23 protein-coding genes are annotated in these 25,247 nt (G+C 71.5%); all 23 read left to right on the forward strand.

Features of this window, described 5'->3' with window-relative positions; genetic code table 11:
- Positions 1-657 precede the first annotated feature (657 nt).
- The 23 genes from mraZ (at position 658) to Acy02nite_RS05960 (ending at position 25,071) form a co-directional block, all read left to right on the forward strand.
- A complete protein-coding gene (mraZ, locus tag Acy02nite_RS05850; RefSeq protein WP_043523825.1) occupies positions 658-1,089 on the forward strand; it encodes a division/cell wall cluster transcriptional repressor MraZ in 432 nt (143 codons plus the stop codon).
- Positions 1,090-1,341: 252 nt separating this feature from the next.
- Complete coding sequence (gene rsmH, locus Acy02nite_RS05855) at positions 1,342-2,427, forward strand: 16S rRNA (cytosine(1402)-N(4))-methyltransferase RsmH (protein ID WP_203738743.1); 1,086 nt, start codon at positions 1,342-1,344, stop codon at positions 2,425-2,427.
- A 146-nt stretch (positions 2,428-2,573) separates the two neighbouring features.
- Positions 2,574-3,524: a cell division protein FtsL gene (ftsL, locus tag Acy02nite_RS05860; RefSeq protein ID WP_203738744.1), complete on the forward strand. Its 951-nt coding sequence runs from the start codon at positions 2,574-2,576 to the stop codon at positions 3,522-3,524.
- Positions 3,525-3,527: 3 nt separating this feature from the next.
- Positions 3,528-5,873 carry a peptidoglycan D,D-transpeptidase FtsI family protein gene (locus Acy02nite_RS05865; RefSeq protein WP_203738745.1) on the forward strand — a complete coding sequence of 782 codons (2,346 nt, stop codon included), beginning with the start codon at positions 3,528-3,530 and terminating at the stop codon, positions 5,871-5,873.
- Between the two features lie 99 nt (positions 5,874-5,972).
- The gene (locus Acy02nite_RS05870; RefSeq protein WP_425548266.1) at positions 5,973-7,436 is read left to right on the forward strand and encodes a UDP-N-acetylmuramoyl-L-alanyl-D-glutamate--2,6-diaminopimelate ligase; all 1,464 of its coding nucleotides are present in this window, start codon (positions 5,973-5,975) and stop codon (positions 7,434-7,436) included.
- The gene (locus tag Acy02nite_RS05875; protein WP_203738747.1) at positions 7,433-8,824 is read left to right on the forward strand and encodes a UDP-N-acetylmuramoyl-tripeptide--D-alanyl-D-alanine ligase; all 1,392 of its coding nucleotides are present in this window, start codon (positions 7,433-7,435) and stop codon (positions 8,822-8,824) included. The genes Acy02nite_RS05870 and Acy02nite_RS05875 overlap by 4 nt, the downstream gene beginning before the upstream one ends.
- The gene (mraY, locus tag Acy02nite_RS05880) at positions 8,821-9,936 is read left to right on the forward strand and encodes a phospho-N-acetylmuramoyl-pentapeptide-transferase (protein WP_203738748.1); all 1,116 of its coding nucleotides are present in this window, start codon (positions 8,821-8,823) and stop codon (positions 9,934-9,936) included. Before Acy02nite_RS05875 ends, mraY begins: the two co-directional genes overlap by 4 nt.
- Positions 9,937-10,654: 718 nt before the next feature.
- Positions 10,655-10,864: a hypothetical protein gene (locus tag Acy02nite_RS46340; protein WP_239174260.1), complete on the forward strand. Its 210-nt coding sequence runs from the start codon at positions 10,655-10,657 to the stop codon at positions 10,862-10,864.
- 123 nt (positions 10,865-10,987) lie between these two features.
- Positions 10,988-12,367 carry an FtsW/RodA/SpoVE family cell cycle protein gene (locus tag Acy02nite_RS05890; RefSeq protein WP_203738750.1) on the forward strand — a complete coding sequence of 460 codons (1,380 nt, stop codon included), beginning with the start codon at positions 10,988-10,990 and terminating at the stop codon, positions 12,365-12,367.
- 50 nt (positions 12,368-12,417) lie between these two features.
- A complete protein-coding gene (gene murG, locus Acy02nite_RS05895) occupies positions 12,418-13,524 on the forward strand; it encodes an undecaprenyldiphospho-muramoylpentapeptide beta-N-acetylglucosaminyltransferase (protein ID WP_203738751.1) in 1,107 nt (368 codons plus the stop codon).
- Between the two features lie 34 nt (positions 13,525-13,558).
- Positions 13,559-14,995 (forward strand): UDP-N-acetylmuramate--L-alanine ligase, encoded by a 1,437-nt coding sequence (gene murC, locus Acy02nite_RS05900; protein WP_203738752.1) that lies wholly within the window; start codon positions 13,559-13,561, stop codon positions 14,993-14,995.
- Between the two features lie 3 nt (positions 14,996-14,998).
- Complete coding sequence (locus Acy02nite_RS05905; protein ID WP_239174262.1) at positions 14,999-15,772, forward strand: cell division protein FtsQ/DivIB; 774 nt, start codon at positions 14,999-15,001, stop codon at positions 15,770-15,772.
- Positions 15,773-16,068: 296 nt separating this feature from the next.
- On the forward strand, positions 16,069-17,193 hold the full coding sequence (ftsZ, locus tag Acy02nite_RS05910; RefSeq protein ID WP_203738753.1) for a cell division protein FtsZ: 1,125 nt from the start codon (positions 16,069-16,071) through the stop codon (positions 17,191-17,193).
- 15 nt (positions 17,194-17,208) lie between these two features.
- Positions 17,209-17,931, forward strand: a complete 723-nt coding sequence (locus tag Acy02nite_RS05915) for a YggS family pyridoxal phosphate-dependent enzyme (RefSeq protein ID WP_203738754.1) — start codon at positions 17,209-17,211, stop codon at positions 17,929-17,931.
- Between the two features lie 192 nt (positions 17,932-18,123).
- Positions 18,124-18,885 (forward strand): cell division protein SepF, encoded by a 762-nt coding sequence (locus Acy02nite_RS05920; protein WP_203738755.1) that lies wholly within the window; start codon positions 18,124-18,126, stop codon positions 18,883-18,885.
- Between the two features lie 23 nt (positions 18,886-18,908).
- On the forward strand, positions 18,909-19,214 hold the full coding sequence (locus Acy02nite_RS05925) for a YggT family protein (RefSeq protein WP_203738756.1): 306 nt from the start codon (positions 18,909-18,911) through the stop codon (positions 19,212-19,214).
- Between the two features lie 43 nt (positions 19,215-19,257).
- Positions 19,258-20,070 carry a DivIVA domain-containing protein gene (locus tag Acy02nite_RS05930; RefSeq protein ID WP_203738757.1) on the forward strand — a complete coding sequence of 271 codons (813 nt, stop codon included), beginning with the start codon at positions 19,258-19,260 and terminating at the stop codon, positions 20,068-20,070.
- 31 nt (positions 20,071-20,101) lie between these two features.
- Positions 20,102-21,244, forward strand: a complete 1,143-nt coding sequence (locus Acy02nite_RS05935) for a hypothetical protein (protein ID WP_203738758.1) — start codon at positions 20,102-20,104, stop codon at positions 21,242-21,244.
- 39 nt (positions 21,245-21,283) lie between these two features.
- Complete coding sequence (locus Acy02nite_RS05940) at positions 21,284-21,556, forward strand: DUF167 domain-containing protein (RefSeq protein WP_239174264.1); 273 nt, start codon at positions 21,284-21,286, stop codon at positions 21,554-21,556.
- A 567-nt stretch (positions 21,557-22,123) separates the two neighbouring features.
- Complete coding sequence (locus tag Acy02nite_RS05945; protein ID WP_203738760.1) at positions 22,124-22,534, forward strand: TraR/DksA family transcriptional regulator; 411 nt, start codon at positions 22,124-22,126, stop codon at positions 22,532-22,534.
- Positions 22,507-23,112, forward strand: coding sequence for a signal peptidase II (lspA, locus tag Acy02nite_RS05950; protein ID WP_203738761.1), 606 nt, complete (start codon positions 22,507-22,509; stop codon positions 23,110-23,112). The genes Acy02nite_RS05945 and lspA overlap by 28 nt, the downstream gene beginning before the upstream one ends.
- Positions 23,109-24,038 carry an RluA family pseudouridine synthase gene (locus tag Acy02nite_RS05955; RefSeq protein WP_203738762.1) on the forward strand — a complete coding sequence of 310 codons (930 nt, stop codon included), beginning with the start codon at positions 23,109-23,111 and terminating at the stop codon, positions 24,036-24,038. Before lspA ends, Acy02nite_RS05955 begins: the two co-directional genes overlap by 4 nt.
- Before the next feature lie 22 nt (positions 24,039-24,060).
- Positions 24,061-25,071, forward strand: coding sequence for a hypothetical protein (locus Acy02nite_RS05960; RefSeq protein ID WP_203738763.1), 1,011 nt, complete (start codon positions 24,061-24,063; stop codon positions 25,069-25,071).
- The last annotated feature ends 176 nt before the right edge of the window (positions 25,072-25,247 follow it).

Here is a 25,247-nt window from a genome sequence, read left to right on the forward strand (position 1 = left end):
GCGTGGCGGGCGCTGTGGATGGCGCTCGGTGCGTGGCGGGCGCTGTGAACGGCGCCCAGTAAGTAAGGAACAACGCCAGTGGGGCGTGACCCGGATCCGGGTCACGCCCCACTGGCGTTTCAGCAACAGGGAGCGGGGTTCGGCGGCGGGAGTGGGAGTCGTGGCGCGGCCGGGAGAGCGGTGTTCGGTGGCGGCAGCGGGAGTCGTGGCGCGGCCGGGCGAGCGGCGACGGGGGGGGTGCCGGCGAGCGGTGCTTGTGGAGGGTCGGGGTGTGACGGCCGACCCTCCACACGAGGCTCCACTTTCCTCCCCCGTCGGCCTCCACTCTCCTCCCCGCGCCGCGACGGACCGCTCCACCGCGATCTTTTGAGGCGGTTTGCGCCGGACTTATCGACCCCCATGCGCCCGATGTCGGAAACCGGACCTGGTGGATCATGCTGACGCCCTCCACTTCGACCCACCCCCTGTGAACTGGGATTACGTCCGCGAAAACAGTTCGCGAGCAGCCGCTTTCGGGTTGCAGGTGGAGGGAAGTGGAGTAGAGTGGGGCGCAGTGGCAGGACCGAGGAGCAACACCGAGAGCCTGCCGGCCCGAGTTGACAGACGGCCCGCTCCCTCCGCGAAGGAGCAGCCGTCCCGGCAAAGGGGTGGGGGCCGATGTTCCTCGGCACGCACACCCCTCGGCTGGACGAGAAGGGCCGGCTGATCCTCCCGGCGAAGTTCCGCGACGAGCTGGCGGGAGGTGTCGTGATCACGAAGGGGCAGGAGCGCTGTCTTTACGTGTTCCCGATGCCGGAGTTCCAGCGCATCGCGGGCCAGCTGCGCGAGGCGCCGGTGACCAACAAGGCCGCCCGGGCTTACAGCCGGGTGTTCTTCGCCAGCGCGCACGACGAGGTCCCCGACAAGCAGGGCCGGGTCACCATCCCCGCACATCTGCGGGAGTACGCGAGTCTCGGCCGGGATCTCGTGGTGATCGGGGCCAGCACCAGGGTCGAGATCTGGGACAAGCAGTCCTGGGACGACTACCTCTCGGCGAGCGAGGAAGAGTTCGCCGACATCGAGGAGGGGGTGCTGCCCGGCGGACTGTAGGGCGTGGCACTCGGTGGGCCGCTGGGAGTGCGGTCCGGACGCCACTGCTGCCGTACTGCGAGATCTCCAGCCGCTCCCGCTCCTGGCGCCTCTTCCCCGGCGCCAGGCGCGTGTCCAGGGCCGGGCCTACCGGCGCGGGACAGAGCGGATGGGGATCTGGCGGTACGGACGGGCACCGGACCGGACAACACCAGAAGCCGGGCGGACGGCTTCACAGGTAACAACCGAGTGATACGCGAACGGGTGGGTCAAGTGGGGGTCGACATGGGGGAGCCGCGCGGCGCGCACGTTCCGGTGCTGCTGGAACGCTGCCTCGACCTGCTCGGCCCGGCTCTGGCCCGGCCCGGCGCGGTGCACGTCGACTTCACGCTGGGCCTGGGCGGCCACGCCGAGGCGGTCCTGGAGCGCTATCCGGAGGCGGTCCTGGTCGGACTGGACCGGGACACCGAGGCGCTCGCCCACTCACGGCACCGGCTGGCCCGGTTCGCCGAGCGGATCCACCTGGTGCACGCGGTCTATCACGAGCTGCCGCGGGTGCTCGACGAGCTGGAGATCCCGGCGATCGACAGTGGCCTGTTCGACCTCGGCGTGTCCTCGTTGCAGCTCGACGAGGCGGACCGGGGCTTCGCGTACGCGCAGGATGCCCCTCTCGACATGCGGATGGACCAGTCCCGCGGAATCACCGCGGAGGAGGTCGTCAATACGTACGAGCCGGGCGAGTTGGTTCGCATCCTCCGGCAGTACGGGGAGGAGAAGTTCGCCCCGCGGGTCGTCTCGTCGATCGTGCGGGAGCGGGCGAAGGCCCGGATCGTGTCGACCGCCCGGCTGGCGGAGCTCATTAAAGACGCTATTCCGGCCGCCGCGCGACGAACGGGTGGAAATCCCGCGAAAAGGTCCTTCCAGGCACTACGCATTGAGGTCAACGGCGAGCTCGAGGTGCTCGAGTCGGCGGTTCCTGCTGCTTTGGACGCGTTGTCGCCCGGCGGGCGACTTGTGGTGATGAGTTATCAATCTCTGGAGGACCGGATCGTCAAACGCGCTCTCGCCGCGAGGGCGCGCAGCACCGGGCCGGTCGACCTGCCGGTCGAGCTGCCCGGTACCGGTCCGACGCTGCGGCTGCTGACCCGGGGGTCGGAGTTGCCCAGCGAGGCGGAGGTGGCGGAGAACCCGCGGGCGGCCTCGGTGAGGTTGCGCGCGGTGGAACGGATCGACGAACGGGGTAAGAGGGCGAACCAGCCGTCCGGGACCGGCCGCGAGCGGTCCCGGACAGCTGTGGAAAGCGGGGGACTCCGGCGGCGACGCCCGGGGCCGGACCATGAGGGGGAGGGGGAAGCATGAGCGAGCGAACGGAAGCGCCGCGGTCGGGGGGCCGTGTGACGCAACCGCGGTCCACCGCCGGGGAGCGGGGACGCGCGGCGGGCCGCGATGGCGGAACCGGAAGGAGCGGCGCCCGGGGGGCGCGCCGATCCGCCACGCGCGGCGAGGTGAGCGACAGCACGCGCGACGACCTGAGCAGGGCCACGCGCGGCAAGGCGAGCACGCGCGATGAGCTGAGCAAGAGCACGCGCGGCGAGGCGAGCAAGAGCACGCGCGGCGAGGCGAGCAAGAGCACGCGCGATGAGCTGAACAAGGGCACGCGGGGCGAGGCGAGCAAGAGCACGCGCGACGGCAAGGGTGCGCGCGGGGAGAAGAGCGCGCGGAGCGGACCGGGCACGCGCGGTGGCGATTCGACCACTCGGGGTGCCGACACGCGCCGGTCCGGGATGCGCAGCGACGTGGGCGCGAGCCGGGCCCGGGCCGGGCTCTCCGCCGAGGGCGACATCGCGGTGCGGATCGAGGGCACCGCGGCGAAGCGGCTGGACACCGCCGAGGCTCCCGCGGCGGCGATCCTGCCGCGGCTGCGGGTCGCGCCGCCGCTGCCGATCCAGGCGCCGCGGCCGACCTTCGCGGCCGGTCTGATCGTGCTGGTGCTGGCCGGTGTGGTCGGCATCCTGCTGATCAACACCAAGACGATGGAGCAGTCGTTCCAGCTCGACGCGCTGCGGAAGAACCAGGCCAGCCTGGACGAGCGGCAGCAGGAGCTCAACCAGCAGCTGAACCAGGTCAGGAGCCCGGGCAACCTGGCCGCGGCCGCGCGCCGGCTGGGCCTGGTCCCGGCGGAGAACCCGGCGATGATCACGCTGCCGGACGGCACGATCATCCGGCCGCTCACGCCGGGCAAGGGCCAGACGTCGGTCACCGCCCAGGAGTCGCTGACCACGGACGGCACCGGCGCTCCGGCCACCCAGAACAGCACCGCCGGCCAGACCGGCACGGGCCAGAACGGCACCGGCCAGACGGGCGCGGGCCAGACCGGCGCGGGCCAGACCGGCGCGGGTCAGAACGGTGCCGGCCAGAACACCGCCGATCAGAACGCTGCGGGAACGGGGCAGTAAGCCGTGTCGCCGCGAGCCGACGACGAGACACCGCGCCGGGGCACTCCGCCCCGGCGTGGAACGTCTCGTGCCGTTCCCGCCGAGGGGAACGACGAGCCCGAGCGTCCCGAGCGACGCGGTTTCTCCGGCATCGGGGAGGCCCGGGCCTACACGCCCCGCGGCCGCACGGTGGCCGAGCGGGGACGCACCCCGCGGACCGGGCGCAACGCCGATCCGTTCCGGCCGGCGCTGCAGGTGGTCGAGGGCGGCGAGGGCCAGCGGGTGCGGCAGCGCGGCGCACGGACGCCGGAGCCGCGGGAGACCGGCCGGGAGCGCGAGCGCCCCGAGAAGTCCGAGACGCCGAGGCGTGAACCGCAGAAGTCCGAGACGCCCGGGCGTGAACCGCAGAGGCGCGCGACGCCGAGGCGCGAACCGCAGAAGAGGGCCCGGACCGCGGCGGAGAAGACCGATTCCCGCGTACGCCGGGACGCCGCCCCGCCGCGGGCCGCGTCCTCACGACGTACCCCCGAGCCGGAAGCCCGCCCACGTCGGACGGTGAGCGAGAAGTCTCGCCGGGAACCGGCGCGCCGGCCTCGCCCGGTGCCCGCCGAGCCGCCGAAACTGGCGAACAGCACCCGGCGGCTGCGTCTTGGCACGGTGCTGGCGCTCTCCCTGTTCGTGATGATCGGCGTCCGGCTGGTCGTGCTGCAGGTGGCGACCTCGCCGGCCGAGGCGGCGAGCCTGGTCAAGCTGCGGGAGAAGCGGCTGAGCACCGTCGAGCTGCCGGCGCCACGGGGCAGCATCATGGACCGTGACGGGGCGATCCTGGCGAACAGCGTCGAGGCGCGGTACATCTACGCCGACCCGGAGAACGCGAAGCTGCAGAAGAAGATCCCGGAGACGGCCGCGAAACTGGCCCCGCTGCTCGGCGTCGCGCCCTCCGAGCTGGCCGCGAACATGCAGCGCAAGCAGCAGATCGGCGGCACCTGGCTGAAGTTCCGCTACCTCAAGCGCGGGGTGGACATCTCGGTCGCCGATCAGATCGAGAAGCTGGACCTGCCGGGCATCTACACGCACAGCGACGAGCGGCGCGACGTGCCGAACCCGGACCTGGCGGCGAACCTGATCGGCTTCACCGGGGACAACCAGCACGGGCTGGAGGGCCTCGAGGCGCGCTACGACGACCTGCTGCACGGCACCGACGGCAAGCGGGTCTTCGAGACCGGCGCGGGCAATCTCAACGTGCCGATCGCCGGTGGCTACGAGCAGGAGACCGCGGCCAAGCCGGGCAACTCGCTCAAGCTGACCATCGACCAGTGGGTGCAGTGGAAGGCGCAATCGGTGCTGAACGCCGAGGCGAAGAAGAACAACGCCACGGTCGCCGGCGCGGTGATCATGGACGCGAAGACCGGTGAGGTGGTCGCCCAGGCCAGCTACCCGGCCTACAACGCGGCCAAGGCGCTGGACTTCGACTCCTCGCAGCGGATCGACGTGCCGACCGCGGTGGTCACCGACCCGGGCTCCAGCCACAAGCCGTTCATGATCGGCGCCGCCCTGCAGGAGGGGCTGATCACCCCGGACTCGGCGGTGGAGGTCGCGCCGGCGATCAAGAAGGGCGACACCCCGTTCAAGGACGGGCACCCGCAGCCGAAGGGCAGCAAGCTGACCATCGCCGGGATCCTGGCCTACTCGTCGAACGTCGGGACCATCCGGATCGGCGACATGCTCGGCAAGGACCGGATCTACGAGTACCAGCAGAAGTTCGGGCTCGGCGAGGCGACCGGCGAGGGTATGCCCGGCGAGGCCGGCGGGCTGCTGCTCAAGCCGGCGGACTGGAGCGGCTCGGCGTACGGCTCGGTGCCGATCGGGCTCAGCGTCTCGGCCACCCTGGTGCAGATGGCGGCGGGCTACGGCGCGATCGCCAACGACGGCGTCTACATCCAGCCGCACCTGATCCAGTCGACGATCTCGGGAACCGACGGCAAGGTGACCCCGGCTCCCGCGCCGGAGACGCACCGGGTGCTGGACGCGAAGGTCGCCGCGGAACTGCGGACGCTGATGGAGGCCGTGGTCGAGGGCGAGGGCACCGGCGTCAAGGCGCAGGTCCCCGGTTACCGGGTGGCCGGCAAGACCGGCACCGGCGGGATGGTCGTCGACGGGCAGTACACCAGCCACAACGCCAGCTCGTTCGTGGGCATGGCGCCGGCCGAGAACCCGCGTTACGTCGTCGCCGTCGCGATGGACGTCGCCAAGGGCACCGGCGGCGAGGTGGCCGCTCCGGCCTTCTCCCAGATGATGTCCTACACCCTCACCCATTACTTAGTGCCACCGTCCACCACGAATCCGCCGACCCTCAAGATCCATGGATGAACTCAGGTCGCATGGCGTTGACGGGAACCCCCGGAGTACCGGGTAGGGTCTGACGCCGTGTCCGGCATTCCACGACCCGAGACCGTTGCGTCGTTCCCGCTGACGCGGCTCGCTGAGCTGCTCCCGGCAACGCTGCACGGTGATGACATGGACGTCACCGGGGTCACGCACAGTAGTGGCGCGGTGCGCCCAGGAGACCTTTACGCGGCGCTGCCAGGCGCGAACCGGCACGGTGCCGAGTTCGTCGCCGACGCGGCCAGAGCCGGGGCGGTGGCGGTGCTGACCAACCCGGACGGGCGTGCGGCAGCGCTCGCCGCCGGGTTGCCGGTGCTCGTCGCCGACGACCCGCGAGCGGTGCTCGGCGCGGCCGCGGCGGCGATCTACGGCGAGCCCTCGCGGCGGCTCACGATGATCGGCATCACCGGGACGGCGGGGAAGACCTCGACGTCGTACCTGGTGGAGGCGGGTCTGCGAGCGGCCGGGAGGGTGACCGGGCTGGTCGGCACGGTGGAGACCCGGCTCGGCGACCTCGTCGTGAAGAGCGTCCGGACCACGCCGGAGGCGACCGACCTGCAGGCGATCCTGGCCTCCGGCGTCGAGCGCGGGGTCTCCGCGGTGGTCATGGAGGTGTCCAGCCACGCCCTGGTGATGGGCCGCGCCGACGGGATCCGCTTCGCCGCGAGCGGGTACACGAACTTCGGCCAGGACCACCTCGACTTCCACCCGACCTCGGAGGAGTACTTCGCGGCGAAGGCGCGCCTGTTCGACGGGCGTACCGAGATCGGGGTCCTCAACCATGACGACGCGGCGGTCATGTCGCTGTTCACACCGGGGACCGTGACGTACTCGGCCACCGGGAACAGCGAGGCCACCTGGTGGGCCTCGCAGGTGCGGCCGTCCGCCTTCGGTCAGCTCTTCACCGCGCACGGCCCGGACGGCGTCACCGTCGAGACCGGCGTCGCGCTGCCCGGCCTGCACAACGTCGCCAACGCGCTGCTCGCCATCGCGCTGCTGGTCGCCGTCGGGATCGACCCCGCGACGGCCGGCCGGGGCGTCCGGGAGTGCCGCGGCGTGCCCGGGCGGCTGGAGCAGGTCGAGGCGGCGGGCGAGGTGCTCGGCGTCGTCGACTACGCGCACAAGCCGAACGCGATCGTCGCCGCTCTGGCCGCGCTCCGCGAGCTGGCCACCGCCCGCGGCGGGCAGCTGATCTGCGTCCTCGGGGCCGGTGGCGACCGTGACAAGGGCAAGCGCCCGCTGATGGGCGAGGCCGCGGCGCAGGGCTCCGACCTGGTCATCGTCACCGACGACAACCCCAGGACCGAAGACCCTTCCGCCGTACGGGAGGCGGTGCGCCGCGGTGCCGAAGGTGCGCACACGGGAGCGAAGGTGGTCGAGGTGGCCGGGCGGCGCGCCGCGATCGACGAGGCGGTCCGGCTGGCCGGCGCCGGTGACGTGATCGCCGTCCTGGGCAAGGGCAACGAACAGGGTCAGGAGGTGAACGGCCAGGTGCTGCCGTTCGACGACCGGATCGAGCTGGCCGCGGCGCTGGGGGGTCACCGGTGATCCCGCTGACGCTCGCCGAGATCGCCGCGATCACCGGTGGAAGCCTCGTCAATGCCTTCGGCTCGGAGACGGTCACCGGCGGGGTGGAGTACGACTCCCGCAAGGTCGGCCCGGGCGGGCTGTTCGTGGCGTTCGCCGGCGAGAAGGCCGACGGGCACGACTTCGGCCCGCAGGTCGTCGCGGCCGGCGCGGCCGGGGTGCTCGGCACCCGCGACGCCGGGGTGCCCGGCGTCGTGGTCCAGGACCAGCTGGAGGTGCTCGCCAAGCTCGCCCACGAGGTCCTCGGGCGGCTGCCGGAGCTGACCGTGGTCGGGCTGACCGGCTCGTCCGGCAAGACCACCACCAAGGATTACATCGGGCAGCTGCTGTCCCGGCTCGGGCCGGCCGTCGCGCCGGCCGGGTCGCTCAACAACGAGCTGGGCTTCCCGTACACGGTGCTGCAGGCCGACGAGAAGACCCGCTTCCTGGTGCTGGAGATGGGTGCCCGCGGCATCGGCCACATCCGATACCTGACCGGCATCGCGCGGCCGTCGATCGGCGTGGTCCTCAACGTGGGTGCCGCCCACCTCGGCGAGTTCGGCTCGGTCGAGGGCACCGCGCTGGCCAAGGGCGAGCTGGTCGAGGCACTGCCGGCGACCGGGGTGGCCGTGCTGAACGCCGACGATCCACTGGTCTCGGCCATGGCGTCCCGGACCGTCGCGCGGGTGCTGCTCACCGGCGAGGCGGACGGCGCCGGGCTGCGCGCCGAGGACGTCGTCGTGGACGCGACGGGGCGGGCATCGTACGTACTGACGGATGGTGTCGATCGGGGGAATGTCCGGCTCGGCGTCGCCGGACGGCACCAGGTGGCGAACACTCTCGCCGCCGCGGCGGTCGCCCTGACCGCCGGCATGGCCTTCGACGAGGTCGTCACCGCGCTCGGCGAGGTGGGCATCGTCTCCGGCCGGCGGATGGACGTGTTCGAGCGGGCAGACGGCGTGACCGTCGTCGACGACTCCTACAACGCCAATCCGTCCTCGACCGCGGCGGCCCTGCACGCGCTCGCCGCGATGGGCGCCGGCCGGCGCACCACCGCCGTGCTCGGGTACATGGCCGAGCTCGGTGAGCACGAGGTGTCCGGGCACGCCGAGGTGGGCCGGCTCGCCGCCGAGCTCGGCGTGGACCGGCTGATCGCGGTGGCGGAGAACGCCCGGCCGATCCTGGACGGCGCCGCGGAGGTGGGCGGCTGGAGGGGCACCGCCCGGTTCGCCGCCGACCAGGCCGCCGCGATCGAGATTCTCCAGAACGACCTGCGCGCCGACGACGTCGTGCTGGTCAAGGGTTCCCGGTACCGCACATGGGACGTCGCCGACTGGCTGCGGCGTTCCGAGGAGGTTCAGCCCACGTGAGGGCAGTCATCGTCGCGGCCGCGGTCGCCTTTCTCATCTCGCTCTTCGGCACCCCCCTCGCCATCAAGGTCTTCTCGGCGTTGAAGGCCGGGCAGCCGATCCGGACCATCGGCCCGCAGACCCACCTGGGCAAGCGCGGCACCCCCACGATGGGTGGCGTGGCGTTCATCCTGGCCACGGTCTTCGCGTACGTGGCGGGGCACCTCGCCCTCACCACGCTCCCCGAGCGGCAGATCGCCCAGGAGCGGCCCACCATGACCGCCCTGGTCCTGCTCGGGCTGCTGGTGTTCTGCGGCGCGGTCGGCTTCATGGACGACTTCCTCAAGATCCGCAAGCGCAACTCCGACGGCCTCAGCGCCAAGGGCAAACTGCTCGGCCAGCTGATCGTCGGCACCGCGTTCGGCATCGCCGCGCTCTACTTCCCCAGCACCAACGGCCAGACCGTGGCCAGCGAGAAGATCTCCTTCATCCGGGACGTGAGCTGGCTCGACGTCGGCAAGGTCGGCGCAGTCATGGTCTTCGTCTTCGTGATCATGGCGATGTCGAACGGCGTGAACCTGACCGACGGGCTCGACGGCCTGGCGACCGGCTCGTCGATCCTGGTGCTCGGGGCGTACTCGCTGATCGGCTTCTGGCAGTACCGGCACTGGTGCGGCGACAACGACTACCGGCTCACCAACGAACTCACCCAGGCGCACTGTTACCAGGTGCGGGACCCGCTGGAGGTGGCCCTGATCGCGGCTGCCGCGGCGGCCGCTCTGGTCGGCTTCCTGTGGTGGAACACGAACCCGGCGCGGATCTTCATGGGGGACACCGGGGCGCTCGGGCTGGGCGGCCTGATCGGTGGCCTCGCGGTGGCCACCCGGACGACGCTGCTGTCGGTGATCATCGGTGGCCTGTTCGTGATCATCACGATGTCGGTGGTGATCCAGATCATCTCCTTCAAGACGACCGGGAAGCGGGTCTTCCGGATGTCGCCGCTCCAGCACCACTTCGAGCTGGCGGGGTGGTCGGAGGTCAACATCGTGGTCCGGTTCTGGATCATCGCGGGGATCTGCTGCGCGATCGGTCTCGGGCTGTTCTACTCCGACCATCTGGCGGTCATGGGGTAATCGGGCCCGCTGGGTCTCCCGAGGGGGTTGTCGCCGATCGGTGACGGCCCCCTCTTCGGCATGCCTCGATATTTGCGCCGGATTGTCCGAGTTGTACCTAGGCTGAGGGCGGCCCGCCAAAACGCGCGGTGAGCTCACTCCGCCGACGTGCCACCCGGCCCGTCCCGCGTGCGGCCGCCGCCCCCGGGCCGACGATCCCGAGATCCGTGAGGATGGAACAACAATGAGGACACGTCTCCTGATCACCACGGTCGGAACGGTGGGGGTGGTGCTGACAGCAAGCGCCTCCCTCGCCGCAGGCTCCGGCCGGACGGCCTCGCCCGCAGTGGCCACGGCCGCGCCGGCGGCCTACAAGGTGTGTGTGACCAAGAAGTCCGGCGCGGTGCGCTGGGTGTCGTCCACCACGACGAAGTGCCGCTCCGGGGAATCGCTCTACACCTGGAACCAGGCCGGTCCCGCCGGGCCCAAGGGCGCCCCCGGCCCGGCCGGGCACGCCGGTGCGCCCGGCCCGGCCGGACCGCCCGGACCCGCCGGATCACCCGGGCCCGCAGGATCGCCAGGGCCGGCCGGTTCGACCGGGCCCCGGGGCTTCCAGGGCGCGGCCGGCCCGGCTGGTCCCGCCGGTGCTACTGGTCCGGCTGGTGCTACTGGTCCGGCCGGTGCTACTGGTCCCGCCGGTGCTGCTGGGGCAGCCGGTACATCGCCGACTCTTTCGTCGGTGTCCGACACAGCGGCGATGGGTGCCACCACCAAGCTGGTGAGCTGCGGCCCAGGGAAGACTGCCATCGCCGGCCTCTACAGCATCCGTGCCGGGGAGACTGCGACGATGGGCGGCTCCGGAAGCACGCAGACCTGGACCTACACCTTCGGTGGCGGCTTGAGCGACGCCTCCGGGGCGGATCTGACGGTCATCTGCTCGACCCCGTAGAGATCGTGCTCACGGGTCGGTGGGTGAATTCCGCCCACCGGCCGTGGTGCACGCGACAAACCTCGTTGCGACACGCCATCGACGTACGCGTCGGTGGCGTGATCGTCGGACGATGATGGGGAGATGGCGGACGACCGTAATCAGACGGCCCGCCCGTCACTGAGCCGGCAGTTGCTGCCCGCCGTGCACGGGCTGCTGGCCCGCCCCCTCTCGTCCTACTACCTGCTGATCGCCAGCGCCGGCCTGCTCCTGCTGATCGGCCTCACCATGGTCTTCTCGGCGACCAGCGTGAAGGCCTACGCCGCGAACGGCAACGCGTTCTCCGCGATCTCCAGCCAGGCCGTGTACGCCCTGCTCGGCCTGATCGCCTTCTGGATCTGCCAGCGCCTGCCGGCGCTCACCCTGCGCGCCCTCGGCAAGTACGTGCTGGGCGGGGCCGTCGTGCTGCTCGCGTTCCAGAACCTGGTCGTCATGATCAAGCACATCGACGTGGCGCACCCGGTCGCGAAGGTCGGCCCGGTCTCGGTGAGCCTGCTCTCGCTGGCCATGGGCGGCGTCAGTGTCCAGCCGTCGGAGCTGGCGAAGCTCGGCATGGTCCTGTGGGGCGCCGACGTGATCGCGCGCAAGGGCGTGTCCCTGGGCCACTGGAAAGAGCTGGCGATGCCGCTGTTCCCGGTGATCGGCCTGCTCTTCGTCCTGGTCGGCTACAACGACGTGGGCACCATGCTGGTCCTGCTGGCGCTGATCGTCGGCCTGCTCTGGGCCGCCGGGGTGCGGCTGCGGGTGTTCGGCGCGCTCGGCGTGCTCGGCCTGACCGGTGTCGGCCTGCTGATCGCGGCGGCGTCGCGCGGCGCCGGGTCGGGCGCCGAGGGCGCGGAGAACTATCGGGTCGCCCGGCTCACCGCGTTCCTCACCCCGCTCGACAAGTGTGACTTGAGCGACGTCTGCTACCAGTTGATCCAGGGCCGCTCGGCGATCTTCGAGGGCGGCTGGTTCGGTGTCGGCCTGGGCAAGGGCGCGCTGAAGTGGGGCTGGGTCCCGGAGGCGGAGAACGACTTCATCTACGCCATCGTCGCCGAGGAGCTCGGCGTGGTCGGCTGCTCGGTCGTGCTGGCGCTCTTCTCGGTGCTGGCGTTCACCGGGTTCCGGATCGCCCGCCGCTCGGCCGACCCGTTCCGCCGGCTGGCGGCCGCCGCGATCACCACCTGGCTGGTCGCCCAGGCCGTGATCAACATGGGCGGGGTGGTCGGCCTGCTGCCCATCACCGGCCTTCCGCTACCGTTCATCTCCGCAGGTGGCAGTGCTCTCATCGTGGCCATGGCGGCGATCGGGATGCTGGCCTCGTTCGCCCGTGCTGAGCCGGATGCGGCCCGTGCCCTGAACGCCCGTCCGACGCCTCGATGGGTGCGACTAGTCTGGGCCCCGCTGCCGCCGGTTCCCCCGCCGCGGCGTCCGGGACAGCCGCGTGAGGCGCCGGTAAGCGCGGGGAAGGATCGTCGTTAGTCCGCTTCGCCAGTGGCGGGCGGGGCGGTCGGATGGGAGAGGAGAAGGTGATGGTGCAGCTGCGGTCGGTCGTGCTCGCCGGGGGAGGCACCGGTGGACACATCTATCCGCTGCTGGCTTTCGCCGATGCCTTACGCCGGCACTTCCCGCAGATTCGGATCACCACGCTGGGCAGCCCGAAGGGCATGGAGAACCAGCTGATCCCGGCGGCCGGCTACGACTTGCGGGTGATCCCGGCGTTCCAGCTGCCCCGCTCGCTGAACCTGGATCTGCTGCGCACCCCGGACCGGATGTACAAGTCCACCCACGCGGCCGGCGAGGTCATCGACGAGGTCGGCGCCGAGGTGGTGGTGGGGTTCGGCGGTTACGTGTCGGTCCCGGCCTACCTGGCGGCCTGGCGCCGCGAGATGCCGATCGTCGTGCACGAGGTGAACGTGCCGCCGGGCGTGGCGAACCGGATGGGCATGAAGTTCACCAAGCGGGTCGCCGTCGGTTTCCCGCACCAGCTGGAGCAGGCCGAGTCGCTGCGCAACGCGCGCCTGGTCGGTGTCCCGCTGCGCACCGGGATCACGCAGATGGACCGGCCGGCGCTGCGCCCGCAGGCGCTCTACCACTTCGGGCTGCGGCCGGACCTGCCGGTGCTGTTCGTCTCCGGCGGCTCGTCGGGCGCGCGCACGATCAACCTGGCGGTGGCCGCGGCGGCCAAGCGGCTGGCGCACGCCGGCATCCAGGTGCTGCACGTGCAGGGCGGGCGCAACGACCCGTTCGAGGTGCCGAACGACCTGCCGGTGCCCTATGTCGTCGTGCCCTACCTGTCGGACATGCAGCTCGGTTACGCTGCCGCCGACCTGATGCTGTGCCGCGGCGGGGCGATCACGGTGGCCGAGACGACGGCGCTCGGCATGCCCGCGATCTACGTGCCGTACCCGTTCAGCAACCAGGAGCAGCGCCGCAACGCGATCCCGGTGGTCGAGGCGGGCGGCGGCATGCTGGTCGACAACAGCGAGCTGACCCCGGAGTGGATCGAGCGGAACATCATCCCGCTGGCCCGCGACCGGCAGCGGCTGGCCACGATGGGTCACGCCGCCGCGGGCTACGGCCGGCGCGACGGCGACGAGCAGCTGCTCCGTTTCGTTCTGGAGGCGGTGGACCGGTGAATTTCTTCCAGCCAGTGACTGAGGGAGCTTTGTGGTGAACACGGCGGAGTTGACGCCGGCCGGTGAGATGACCGCCGAGGATCTGGGCAGTGTGCACCTGATCGGGATCGGCGGCGTCGGCATGGCCGGCCTGGCCCGGCTGCTGCTGACCCGGGGCATCCCGGTCTCCGGCAGTGAGCTGCGCGAGTGGCCGGCCCTGGCGGGGATGCGCGCGCTCGGCGGCACGGTGCACATGGCGCACGAGGCCTCGAACCTGGACGGTGTCGACACTGTCGTCTACTCCACGGCGATCCCGAAGGATCACGTGGAGATGGTCGAGGCGCGCCGGCGCGGGCTGCGGGTGCTGCACCGTTCCGAGGCGCTGGCCGCGGCGATGACCGGCCGGCAGGCGATCGCGGTGGCGGGCACCCACGGCAAGACCACCACCACGTCGATCATGACGGTGATCCTGCAGCACGCCGGGCAGGATCCGTCGTTCGTGATCGGTGGCGAGCTCTCCGCGGCCGGCTCCAACGGCCACCACGGCAGCGGCCCGCACTTTGTGGCCGAGGCCGACGAGCACGACCGCTCGTTCCTGATCTACCGCCCGCATGTCGCGATCATCACGAACATCGAGGGCGACCACCTCAACAACTGGGGTGACCTGGAGACGCTCAAGGCGGGCTTCCTGGAGTTCGGCGGCCTGGCCGACGGCTTCGTGGTGACCTGTGCGGACGGGCCGGGCACCGAGGAGCTGATCGCGGGGCTCAGGGCACAGGGCAAGACCGTCTTCACGTACGGCGAGTCGCCCGACGCCGACCTGCGCATCAGTGACGTGGTCTCGACCGTGAGCGGCGTGCGGTACCGCGCGACCCTGCACGGCGAGCCGCTGGGTGAGTTCAAGCTGGCGCTGCCCGGCAAGCACATGGGCCTGAACAGCGCCGCGACCGTGCTGACCGCGCTGAAGCTGGGCCTGCCGCTGGAGAAGATCGTCGAGGCGCTGGAGTCGTTCCCGGGGGTGCGGCGCCGCTTCGAGCGCAAGGGCATCGCGGCCGGCGTCCGGGTCTACGACGAGTATGCGTACCACCCGACCTCTGTCCTGGCGGCGCTGCGCACGTTGCGGGAGGTGGCCGGCGACGGCCGCCTGATCGTGGTCTTCCAGCCGTACCGGGTGTACCGCACCCGGGACCTGCAGGCCGAGCTGGCCGAGGGGCTGGCCCTGGCCGACCAGGCGATCATCATGGAGGTCTTCGGCCCGGGGGAGACCCGCGGGCCGGGCGAGGGTGGTCTCGCCCTGACCGCCGCGATCGACCTGCCCGCCGATCGCAAGGTCTTCGTGCCGGACTGGGAGGACGTGCCGGCCGAGGTGGTCCGCCGCAGCCGTCCCGGCGACGTGGTGGTGACCATGGGCGCGCCGCCGATCTCGCTGATGGGCGACGAGTTGCTGGCCGCGCTCGCCGAGGCGGACCTCCAGCCGGACCTCGCGGGCTGATCCGTGGCGGGCGGGGGCACGGGCACGCGCAACTGGCGCCTGGTGCGGGCGGACACCGACGCGGTGCCGCCGTCCGCGCGCCGGTTCATGGCCCGTGCCCGGCAGCGCCGGCTGCGGGCCGCTCTGCCCTGGCTCGTCGGCGCCGGGGTGCTGCTGGTCGCCGGCGCCGTGGTGTGGCTGGTCTACGGCACTGCGGTGTTCGGAGTGAGGACGGTCGAGGTGGCCGGCACGCAGACGATCGATCCGGCGCAGGTGCGCGCCGCGGCGGCGGTGCCGGAGCGGCGACCGCTGGCCCGGGTCGATCTGGGGGAGGTCGGCGCGCGGGTGCGCGGGCTGGCCCCCGTGGACAAGGTGACCGTCACCCGGAGCTGGCCGTCCACCGTGCGCATCGAGGTGGTCGAGCGGGTGGCGGTGGCCGCGGTGCCGGTCGACGGCCGGTTCACCCTGATCGACGACGACGGGGTGCCCTTCCGGCAGGTCGCGGCGGCGCCGTCAGGGGTGCCGCTGGCGCGGTTGTCGTCGCCGGGGCCGGCCGACGCGAACACCGGGTCGGCGCTGAAGGTTCTCGCGGCGCTCAGCGACGATCTGCGGGAACAACTGGCGGCGGTCTCGGTGACGTCACCGGTGGCGATCCGGCTGGAGTTGCGTGACAAGCGAGTGGTGATCTGGGGTGACGACACCGAGAGCCCGCTGAAGAGCGAGGTGGCCACCGCGCTGCTGTCCCGCAAGGCCACCGAGATCGACGTGAGCGCGCCTCAGATAGTCACGATCCGGTAAGTAATTACTAAACCGACAAAAACGTACGAACGGATCATTTGGTCCGAGGTTACGGGTGAGTCGCATAGTCGCCACGTAAGCGGACGCGACACGCCGCGCCGGTTCTTTGGTCCCGGCGCGATGTCCGCATACGTTGCGTCGAGAGGTTTGAGTGGTTGACATAACTCTAAACCTCTAGTAGAGGGTGAGGGTTTCCTCGCCCTCCCTTGTACGGCAGTGGACGTCGAAGTGCGGATCCCCCTCGGAACCGCAGGGGCCCTCGACGTCCGCCAACCCCGAAGGGAAGGCTGAGCCCGATGACACCTCCGCACAACTACCTTGCGGTTATCAAGGTCGTAGGCATCGGCGGCGGCGGCGTGAACGCCGTGAACCGCATGATCGAGGTTGGGCTCAAAGGCGTCGAGTTCATCGCGATCAACACCGATGCGCAGGCCCTGCTGATGAGTGACGCCGACGTCAAGCTGGACGTCGGCCGGGAATTGACGCGTGGCCTGGGAGCCGGTGCCCAGCCCGACGTCGGCAAGAACGCCGCCGAGGACCACCGTGACGAGATCGAGGAGGTCCTCAAGGGGGCCGACATGGTCTTCGTCACGTGCGGCGAGGGCGGCGGCACCGGCACCGGTGGCGCCCCGGTGGTGGCCAACATCGCCCGGAAGCTCGGCGCGCTGACCATCGGCGTGGTGACCCGCCCGTTCTCGTTCGAGGGCAAGCGGCGTCAGGTCCAGGCCGAGGCCGGCATCGACGAGCTGCGCAACCAGTGCGACACGCTGATCGTGATCCCGAACGACCGGCTGCTCGCGCTCGGCGACCGCGGCATCAGCATGATGGACGCGTTCCGTCAGGCCGACCAGGTGCTGCTCTCCGGCGTGCAGGGCATCACCGACCTGATCACCACGCCGGGTCTGATCAACCTGGACTTCGCCGACGTCAAGAGCGTCATGAGCAACGCGGGCAGCGCGCTCATGGGCATCGGCAGCGCGCGCGGCGACAACCGGGCGGTCGAGGCGGCCGAGCGGGCGATCTCCAGCCCGCTGCTCGAGCAGAGCATGGACGGCGCGCGTGGCGTTCTGCTCTCCATCGCGGGCGGCTCCGACCTGGGCTTGTTCGAGATCAACGACGCGGCGCAACTGGTCACCGACGCGGCCCACCCGGACGCGAACATCATCTTCGGCGCGGTCATCGACGACGCGCTCGGCGACGAGGTGCGGGTGACAGTGATCGCCGCGGGGTTCGACGGGGGGACACCGTCCTACAAGCCGGCCGATGCGGTGCGCAAGCAGAACACCCCGCCGGCCGTGTCCACCTCGGCCCCGCTGCCGGCGATCACGCCGCCGGTCACCCCGCCGACCCCGGCGCCGCGCAAGCACAACGTGCTCTTCGACGACGTGGACGTGCCGGATTTCCTGAAGAACGGGTCCTGACCGCGTTCGTGGCCCATGACACAGGTGTTTGACGAGGGGCGGCGGGCCGAGCTCGCCGCCAATCTCCAGCAGGTGCGCGAGCGGATCGTGCGTGCGTGCGCGGCGGCCGGCCGGCCGCCGGACGAGGTCACGCTGACCGCGGTGACGAAGACCTACCCGGCGAGCGACGTGCTGTTGCTCGCCGGTCTCGGCGTCACCGACGTCGGGGAGAACCGGGACCAGGACGCCTCCGGCAAGGCGGCGCAGGTCCGGGCCGCCGGCGTGCGCCTGCGCTGGCATTTCGTCGGCCAGCTGCAGAGGAACAAGGCAAAGTCGGTTTGCGCGTACGCCGATGTGGTCGAGTCCGTGGACTCGCTCCGCCTCGTCACGGCGCTGGACCGCGCCGCCGTCGCGGCCGCCCGTGACGAGCCGCTCGAGGTGCTGGTCCAGGTGAGCCTGGACGGCGACCCGGCGCGCGGCGGCGTGATTGGTGACGATCTCTGGCGGGTATCCGACGCGGTGGCCTCATCGGAGGGTCTGCGGCTGGGCGGGCTGATGGCCGTGGCCCCGCTCGGCGAGGACCCGGGCCGTGCCTTCGCGAGACTGGCCGATGTGGCTGGTCAGCTGGCCGTTGCGCACCCCGGTGCGACGACGGTCTCGGCGGGCATGAGCGGGGACCTGGAGGCGGCGATCCGGCATGGGGCGACACACGTACGGATCGGTACATCTTTACTCGGGATGCGAAACTCGCTGCGGTAGCCTTGCGGCGGGCAGCAAACTACACAGGTGTTGTTTTGCGCGACGCGCCACCGCCCGGCGGCCGTTGCGTCCGACGACGCAGCGTCGCAGCGGGTCACGGGTCCTGATCGGACCTGATGTCCGGCTCGCCAAGGGGGGCGCGGCACGCCATGAGGGGGCGCGGGCCGCAGGAGCGGACGGAGGTGGGGGCACATGAGTACTTTCCGGAAGGCGGCCGTCTGGCTGGGCCTGGCCGAGGAGGAGGACGAGCGCGACGACTACGAGGAGCGCGGATACCAGCAGGAGCGCCCCTACCGGTCGTCCCGCGGTGGCCGCGATCACGACCGTGAGCACCGTTACTCGTCGCGCGACGGTTACTCCGACGGCTTCGACGACGACGAGGTCGAGGAGGAGCGGCCGGTGCCCCGCTCGCGCCCGGACCGTGATCGTCCGGAGCGGGACCGGTCCGAGCGTTCCGGCCGGCTCAGTGAGCGCGTCTCCTCGGTGCGCGCCGACCTGGACCGGGAGGACGACGACCGGATCGAGCGGGGCAGCAGTGTCCGCTCCATCACCCGCCCCTCGCCCGCGCCCGAGCAGTCCTCGGCGATGACCTACTCCACCCGGGAGAACCTGGCGCTCGCTCCGCAGCCGGCGCACCAGCCGCAGGTCCAGCACCGGCCGATCGAGGAGGAGCAGCGGTACCAGATCACCACGCTGCACCCCACGACGTACCGCGAGGCACGCACGATCGGCGAGCACTTCCGCGACGGTGTGCCGGTCATCATCAACCTCACCGAGATGGACGAGTCGGACGCCCGCCGTCTGGTCGACTTCGCCGCCGGGCTGGCGTTCGGCCTGCGGGGTACGATCGAGCGCGTGACCAACCGGGTTTTCCTGCTCTCACCGGCGAATGTCCAGGTCACCGCAGAGGACAAGGCCAAGATCGCTGAGGGTGGCTTCTTCACTCAGAGTTGACCCGAACGAGGGATCCGCCGGACGTGCTGTCGATCGTGTTCCAAATCCTCTACCTGTTGGTGTACTTCTTCTTCCTGCTGCTGCTGGGCAGGTTCGTGCTGGGAGCGGTGCTTCAGTACGGACGCCGCTGGCAACCCGGCCGAGGTGCGTCCGCCACACTCGAATTGGTGTGGAGCGTCACGGATCCGCCCCTCAAGGCGTTGAGGCGTGTGATCCCACCGCTGCGCATTGGTAACGTGAGTTTGGACCTGGCTTCCATCGTGCTGCTGGTTATCCTGTTCGTGCTCATGGAGTTAGTGCTACGTAATCTCATCCTGAACTACAGCTAGACAGCAGCCCCAACCGCGGCCGCGACTGACCCGAGGAGTTTCGATGCCGCTGACCCCGGCCGACGTGCATAACGTCGCCTTCAAGAAGCCCCCGATCGGCAAGCGGGGGTATGACGAGGAGGAGGTCGACGCCTTCCTTGACGAGGTCGAGCGCGAGCTCGCCCGTCTGATCGAGGAGAACAACGAGCTGCGCGCCCAGGTGGAGCGCGGCGGCCGGGGTGGCGCGCCAGCCGGCCCGGGCGCCGACCCTCGCCTCGCGGCCGAGCTCAACGACCTGAAGGCCCAGCTGGACCGTGTGCAGCGGGACAAGTCGTCCGCCGAGCAGGCGGCCCGGCAGATGCAGGCCGAGCTGGAGCAGGTGCGCACCCAGGGCCCCGGCCCCGGTGCCGGCCCGACCGGCGCCGACGGTGAGCAGCAGGCTCTCCGCGTGCTGATGATGGCCCAGCGCACCGCCGACGACCACGTGTCCGACGCCCGCCGCGAGGCCGACAAGCTGCTCTCCGACGCCCGTTCCAAGGCGGAGGAGGTCACCCGCGAGGCCCGGGCCAAGGCCGACGCCCTCGAGCGCGACGCGCGTCAGCGGCACCAGGAGGCCATGGGCGGCCTGGACGCCAAGCGGACCGCGCTGCAGAAGCACATCGAGGAGCTCAAGCAGTTCGAGCGGGAGTACCGCACGCGGCTGAAGGCCTACCTGGAGAGCCAGCTGCGCGACCTCGACGGCCGTGGCCAGGGCCTGGAGGCCGAGATGGCCCGGGCCGACGCCAGCCGTTCGGTCGGTGGCTCCGGTGGTCTCGCCGCGGCCGGCCTGGCCGGTTCCTACGGCGGCCGCTCCAACGCCATCGAATCGGGTCGCTGACCACAGCCCCGCACCTCGACGAGGATGAGCCATGATTCCTGCTAGTTTCCCGCTCATCCTCGTCGCGGTGGTGTGCCTCGCGATCGGCCTGATCCGCGGGTCGAGCAGCCTTCTCATAGCGTCGATCGTGGCCAACCTGCTGGTCGCGGTCGTTCTTGTCGTCGGCCTGCGGCAGCGCGCCGCGGCCCGCCACGCTGACGCGCCCGAGCCGGCTGACCCGCTGGACGACTCCGTCCCGCCCGGTCCCGCTCCGCGCCGCACCGCTGGGGCGTCCGACGCCCACGATTCTGCCCCGGCCGGCGCCGCGTTCGCAGCCGATTCCGGGTTCGCCGGCGACTCCGCGCACGCCGGGATCCCCGCCTCCGAGCCTCACGTCTCCGAGCCTCATGCCTCCGACTCCTCCGCGCCCGGCCGTTCCGCCGCGGCGGGTGGGGCCGACCCGATCGGCTTCCCCGCCGCCGAAGAGGTATACGGGCCGGGCACGGTCATCGATCAAGAACCGGACCACGATCTTCCGCGTACGGGTGAAGGCGCGCGTGCCGCGGGAACACATCTCCCGGGCGAATCCGTCGTTTCGCCGGCCGCCGAGGCGGACTACCGAGCCGCGTCGTCGACGATCGGGGCGGCCCGCCGCAACGAGGCGGACGAGCAGGCCTGGCGCCGCCCGGCCGCCCCGCACGAGCCCGCCGCCACCGGCCCCGCCGACTCGTTCGCGGCCGGCTCGCCGGGCGGCTCCGCTGCTTCCGGGCCGGGGTCCTCTGCCGCCGGCTCCGCCCGGCCGGGCGCTTCCGGGCCGGGGTCCCCTGACACCGGCTCCACCCCGCCGGCCGCCGGGGATCGGGCGGCCGCCTTCCCGGCGCAGGGCTCCGGGGCCGATCCGGTGGAGCCGGATCCCGTGCTCGGCGACGAGTTCGGCGAGCCGGACGCGGACGATCCCGACGACGAGCCGCTGCCGCAGTCGGTGCGGCCGACGGACGCGGTCCGGGTCGCGCGGCTGGGCATCGAGGTCCTGGTGGTGGACGGGCGCCCGCGCTTCCACATGGCGGACTGCCCGCACCTTGTCGGCCGGCTCACCGAGTCGCTGCCGGCGGCGGAGGCCGTGGAGCTGGGCTTCAGCCCGTGCGGTCTGTGCCGCCCGGTGGACCGCCTCCTCGGCGTCGACGCCCACCGCTGACCGGGCGTGGGTGATCGAAGCCGGAGTTCCGGGGTCTCCGTGGCGGTGCGCGTCCGGCCCGGGGCCGGGCGGACCCGGGTCGGCGGCAGTTATCCCGGCCCGCACGGAGCGGCGCTGATCGTCGCGGTGGGGGCGCCCGCGGTGGACGGCCGGGCCACCGAGGCGGTCCGGCGGGCGCTGGCGGACGCGCTGGGGGTGCGGGCCGCCGACGTCGCGCTGCGGATCGGCGCCACCAGCCGGGACAAGGTCTTCACCGTGGACGCCCCGGCCGGCGAGGTCGAGTCCCGGCTCGCCCGGCTGCTCACCGGCTGAGACCGGCCGTGACGGCGGGACCGGTGAGGCGCCCGGCTGCTCGCGGCCCTCGGGGCGGCGGCAGGGAAAGGCCTGGTGAGACGCTCGGCGGCCGGAGAGCGGCGGGGCAGGCAAGCGCCTGGTGAGGGACCGACCTGCTGGGGTGACAACTCGTGATGCCGGAGTGACTCGGGGTGTATCGTCGGGTATCCGACGGGCGACGGCAGGTTCGTGCCGGTTTGCCGGGAGCCGCGAACCCGAAGCGGTTGTCGGCGCATCTCACGTTCCGTATCCTTGCCAACCTCGCCGAGTGCGCGGTCAGTTTCGCGCCGCGTCGCTGGTGCGGGTGGGGCAAGATCTACGGCGTCGGCCGGGCCGCGCCGGGCGCACCGGAGCGGCCGCCCGGGCAGAGCACGCAGGATCGCCCCGGCAGAGGCACGCAGAATCGTCCGGGCAGGGGAACGCAGGATCGTCCCGGGCAGGGCACGGGGGAAGACAGGGGAACCGGCACAGGCGGTCCGCGAGGGGCCGGCCGTCCGGTCCCGAGGACCGCTGATCGCCGCGCCGGGCGCGGGTGAGGGAGCGACGATGGCCAAGGCAACCGACACGCGGTCCGCATCGACCGCCGGGCAGGCCCGCAGCGCGGCGGAGACCGAGGAGATCCGGGTGGCGCTGGTGACCCGGCTGACCGAGCTGCAGGCCGAGTACGATCATGCGCTCAGTGAGATCACCGAGCTCTCGCGCGAGCGGCTCGCCGACTCGGCCGGGGACGACCAGGCCGACACCGGGACCAAGACGTTCGAGCGCGAGCAGGAGATCACGTTGGCCAACAACCTGCTCGAGCGGATCACACAGGTGGAACGCGCCATCGATCGGCTCGGGGCGGGCAACTACGGTTGGTGCGAGCGGTGCGGTAACCAGATCCCGGTGGAGCGACTGGCCGCGTTCCCGTCCGCGACTCTCTGTGTCTCTTGCAAGCAGTTGGAGGAAAGACGCTGAACGCCGAAAAGGCCTCGCGGTTCGCCCCGCGCGCCGTGGCGGTGCTGGGCGCCACGGCGCTCGTCGCACTGGTGGTCGACCAGTGGGTGAAGCACCTCTCCACCGAGAATCTCGACCCGAACGAGCCGAAGAGGATCCTCGGTGGCCTGATCTATCTCTCGCTGCTGCGCAACGGTGGAGCGGCGTTCAGCTTCGGCGAGGCGTACACCTGGGTCTTCCCGCTGATCACGCTGGTGGTGGTCGGCTGGATCGGCTGGATGGCGACGAGGCTGCGCTCGGTGCCGTGGGCGGTCGCGCTCGGGCTCGTGCTCGGCGGGGCGCTGGGGAACCTGATCGACCGGTTGTTCCGCGCCCCCGGCCCGTTCCAGGGGCACGTGGTCGACATGATCAGCGTCTTCGCGCCGAACGCGGAGAGGTTTCCGGTCTTCAACATCGCGGACAGTTGCCTGACGGTCGGCGTGTGCCTGGCCGTGTTGCTGGAGCTGACCGGGCGGCAGCGTGACGGCAGCCGCCTGAAGGGTAAGAGCCAGGCGACGGCGGAATCGGACACGACGACAGGTAAGGAGGAGACGGCATGAGCGGCACCAGATCCCTTCCGGTTCCCGACGGTCTTGACGGGATGCGGCTCGACCAGGCCGTCTCCCGGCTCTTCGGGCTCTCCCGGACGGCTGCGGCCACCCTCGTCGAGGACGGCAACGCGCTGGTCGACGGGATTCCCCGACCGAAATCGGACAAGGTCGCCGCGGGCTCGTGGCTCGAGGTGACCCTGCCGCCGCCGGTGACCGCGCCGGTGCTCGTCGCCGAGCCGGTGCACGGCATGTCCGTGATCTACAGCGACGACGACATCGTGGTGGTCGACAAGCCGGTCGGCGTGGCCGCGCACCCGAGCCCGGGCTGGACCGGCCCGACCGTGGTCAGCGGCCTGGCCGCGATGGGCCAGAACGTGGCGACCAGCGGCGCCGCCGAGCGGCAGGGCATCGTGCACCGCCTCGACGTCGGCACCACCGGGCTGATGGTGGTCGCCAAGTCCGAGATGGCGTACAGCGTGCTGAAGCGTGCTTTCAAGGAGCGCGAGGTGGAGAAGCGCTACCACGCGGTGGTGCAGGGCCACCTGGACCCGCTGCGGGGCACGATCGACGCCCCGATCGACCGGCACCCGACGGCCGACTACAAGTTCGCGGTGATGTCCGACGGCAAGCCGAGCGTCACGCACTACGACACGCTGGAGGCGTTCCGCTCCGCCAGCCTGATCGACGTGCGGCTGGAGACCGGGCGCACCCACCAGATCCGGGTGCACTTCTCGGCGCTGCGGCACCCGTGCGTGGGCGATCTCACCTATGGCGCGGATCCGACCCTCGCGGCCCGGCTGAAACTGGACCGTCAGTGGCTGCACGCCCGCGAACTGGCATTTCTTCACCCCCGGACGCACGATGAGGTCCGGTTCGTCAGCGACTACCCTGCTGACCTGACATTCGCGCTGGACGTCCTTCAGGACGCCGGCTGACCTGCTGACGGGGAGATGGCGTGTGACACGCGCGCATCGTCTGCGAGCGGTCCTCGTCAGGTTCGGGGACGGCTCGCTCCGCTTGCAGTTGATGACCGCGGTGGCGCTGGCGGCCACCGCGACGCTGGTGGTCGCCGTCGTGCTCGCCGGCAGCCCGGGCGGCTCCGACGACACCGACCCGGGCGACGTCGTGCGGGTCGGTGTCGTCGAGGGCCAGACCGTCGGTGGTTACGTGGACTCGGCGCGCCGCGAGCTGGACATGCTCAGCGACCCGTCCGGCCCGGTGGCCGGGGACACCTGGGCGCTGGTCAGCCTCGAGCGGTACACGGCGCCGGCACAGCTGCCGGTGATCCTCGAGGACGCGGCGGTGGCTCAGGTCTACGCCCGGGTGCCGCTGCCGGATGCGCGCACCCAGGTGTCGCTCATCCCGGTCTACTCGATGCCCGGGGACGTGACCGCCGGGATGCTCGACGCCGCGCTGGTCCGCGATCAGGAGCAGGCCGACTACTCCCGGCTGGAACGGTCGCTGACCGGCCAGGGTCAGCGCGAACAGCGACTCCGCCTGACGTATGCGAATGCCGCCCGGACGGCGGCGCGTGAGGCCGCGGCGTACCGGGAAGGCTGCTCCTGTGTCTTCGCGGCCGTGATCCGCGCGGCTCCGGCGACCCTGGACGACATCGCGTCCCGCCCCGGGGTCCGGGCTGTCGACCCGGCCCCGGAGGTGCGCAGCCTGGACCGGACCGAGTTCCGCCCGCCGCTGCCGGAGGAGAGCGGCACGGTGTCCGCGGAGCCGTCGGTGACGCCCGTGCCGACCGCCGTTCCGGGCGTTGCCACCGCCCCGCCGTCACGGTTACCGTCGTCGATCGGGAGCGCTGTGACTTCTGCCTCACCGACCGGCGGGGTCTCGGCGCCGCCTTCCTCCGCCGGCCCGGCGCCGGCCCCGGTTGACGTACCCTCGGAGGCGGAGATGGGCACAGCTCACGCCACCTCCGCCGCGTCCTCCGCGGCATCCGCCGCTGAACCGGAACGTTAGTTTTTCCGTCTGAAGAAACGTTCGGGTGGATGCACGTGCACGACCGGCGTGCCGCCATGTGATCAAGAACGACAGGGGGATGGGCACTCGGTCGGTGGCCCGCATAGGGTCTCGTCCGTAGCCTGTCTTGGCGAGAACCCCTCGCCGGAGCACGACGTCGGGTAGGCGCAGAAGGG

The organism is Actinoplanes cyaneus, from assembly GCF_016862095.1.
GTDB lineage: Bacteria > Actinomycetota > Actinomycetes > Mycobacteriales > Micromonosporaceae > Actinoplanes > Actinoplanes cyaneus.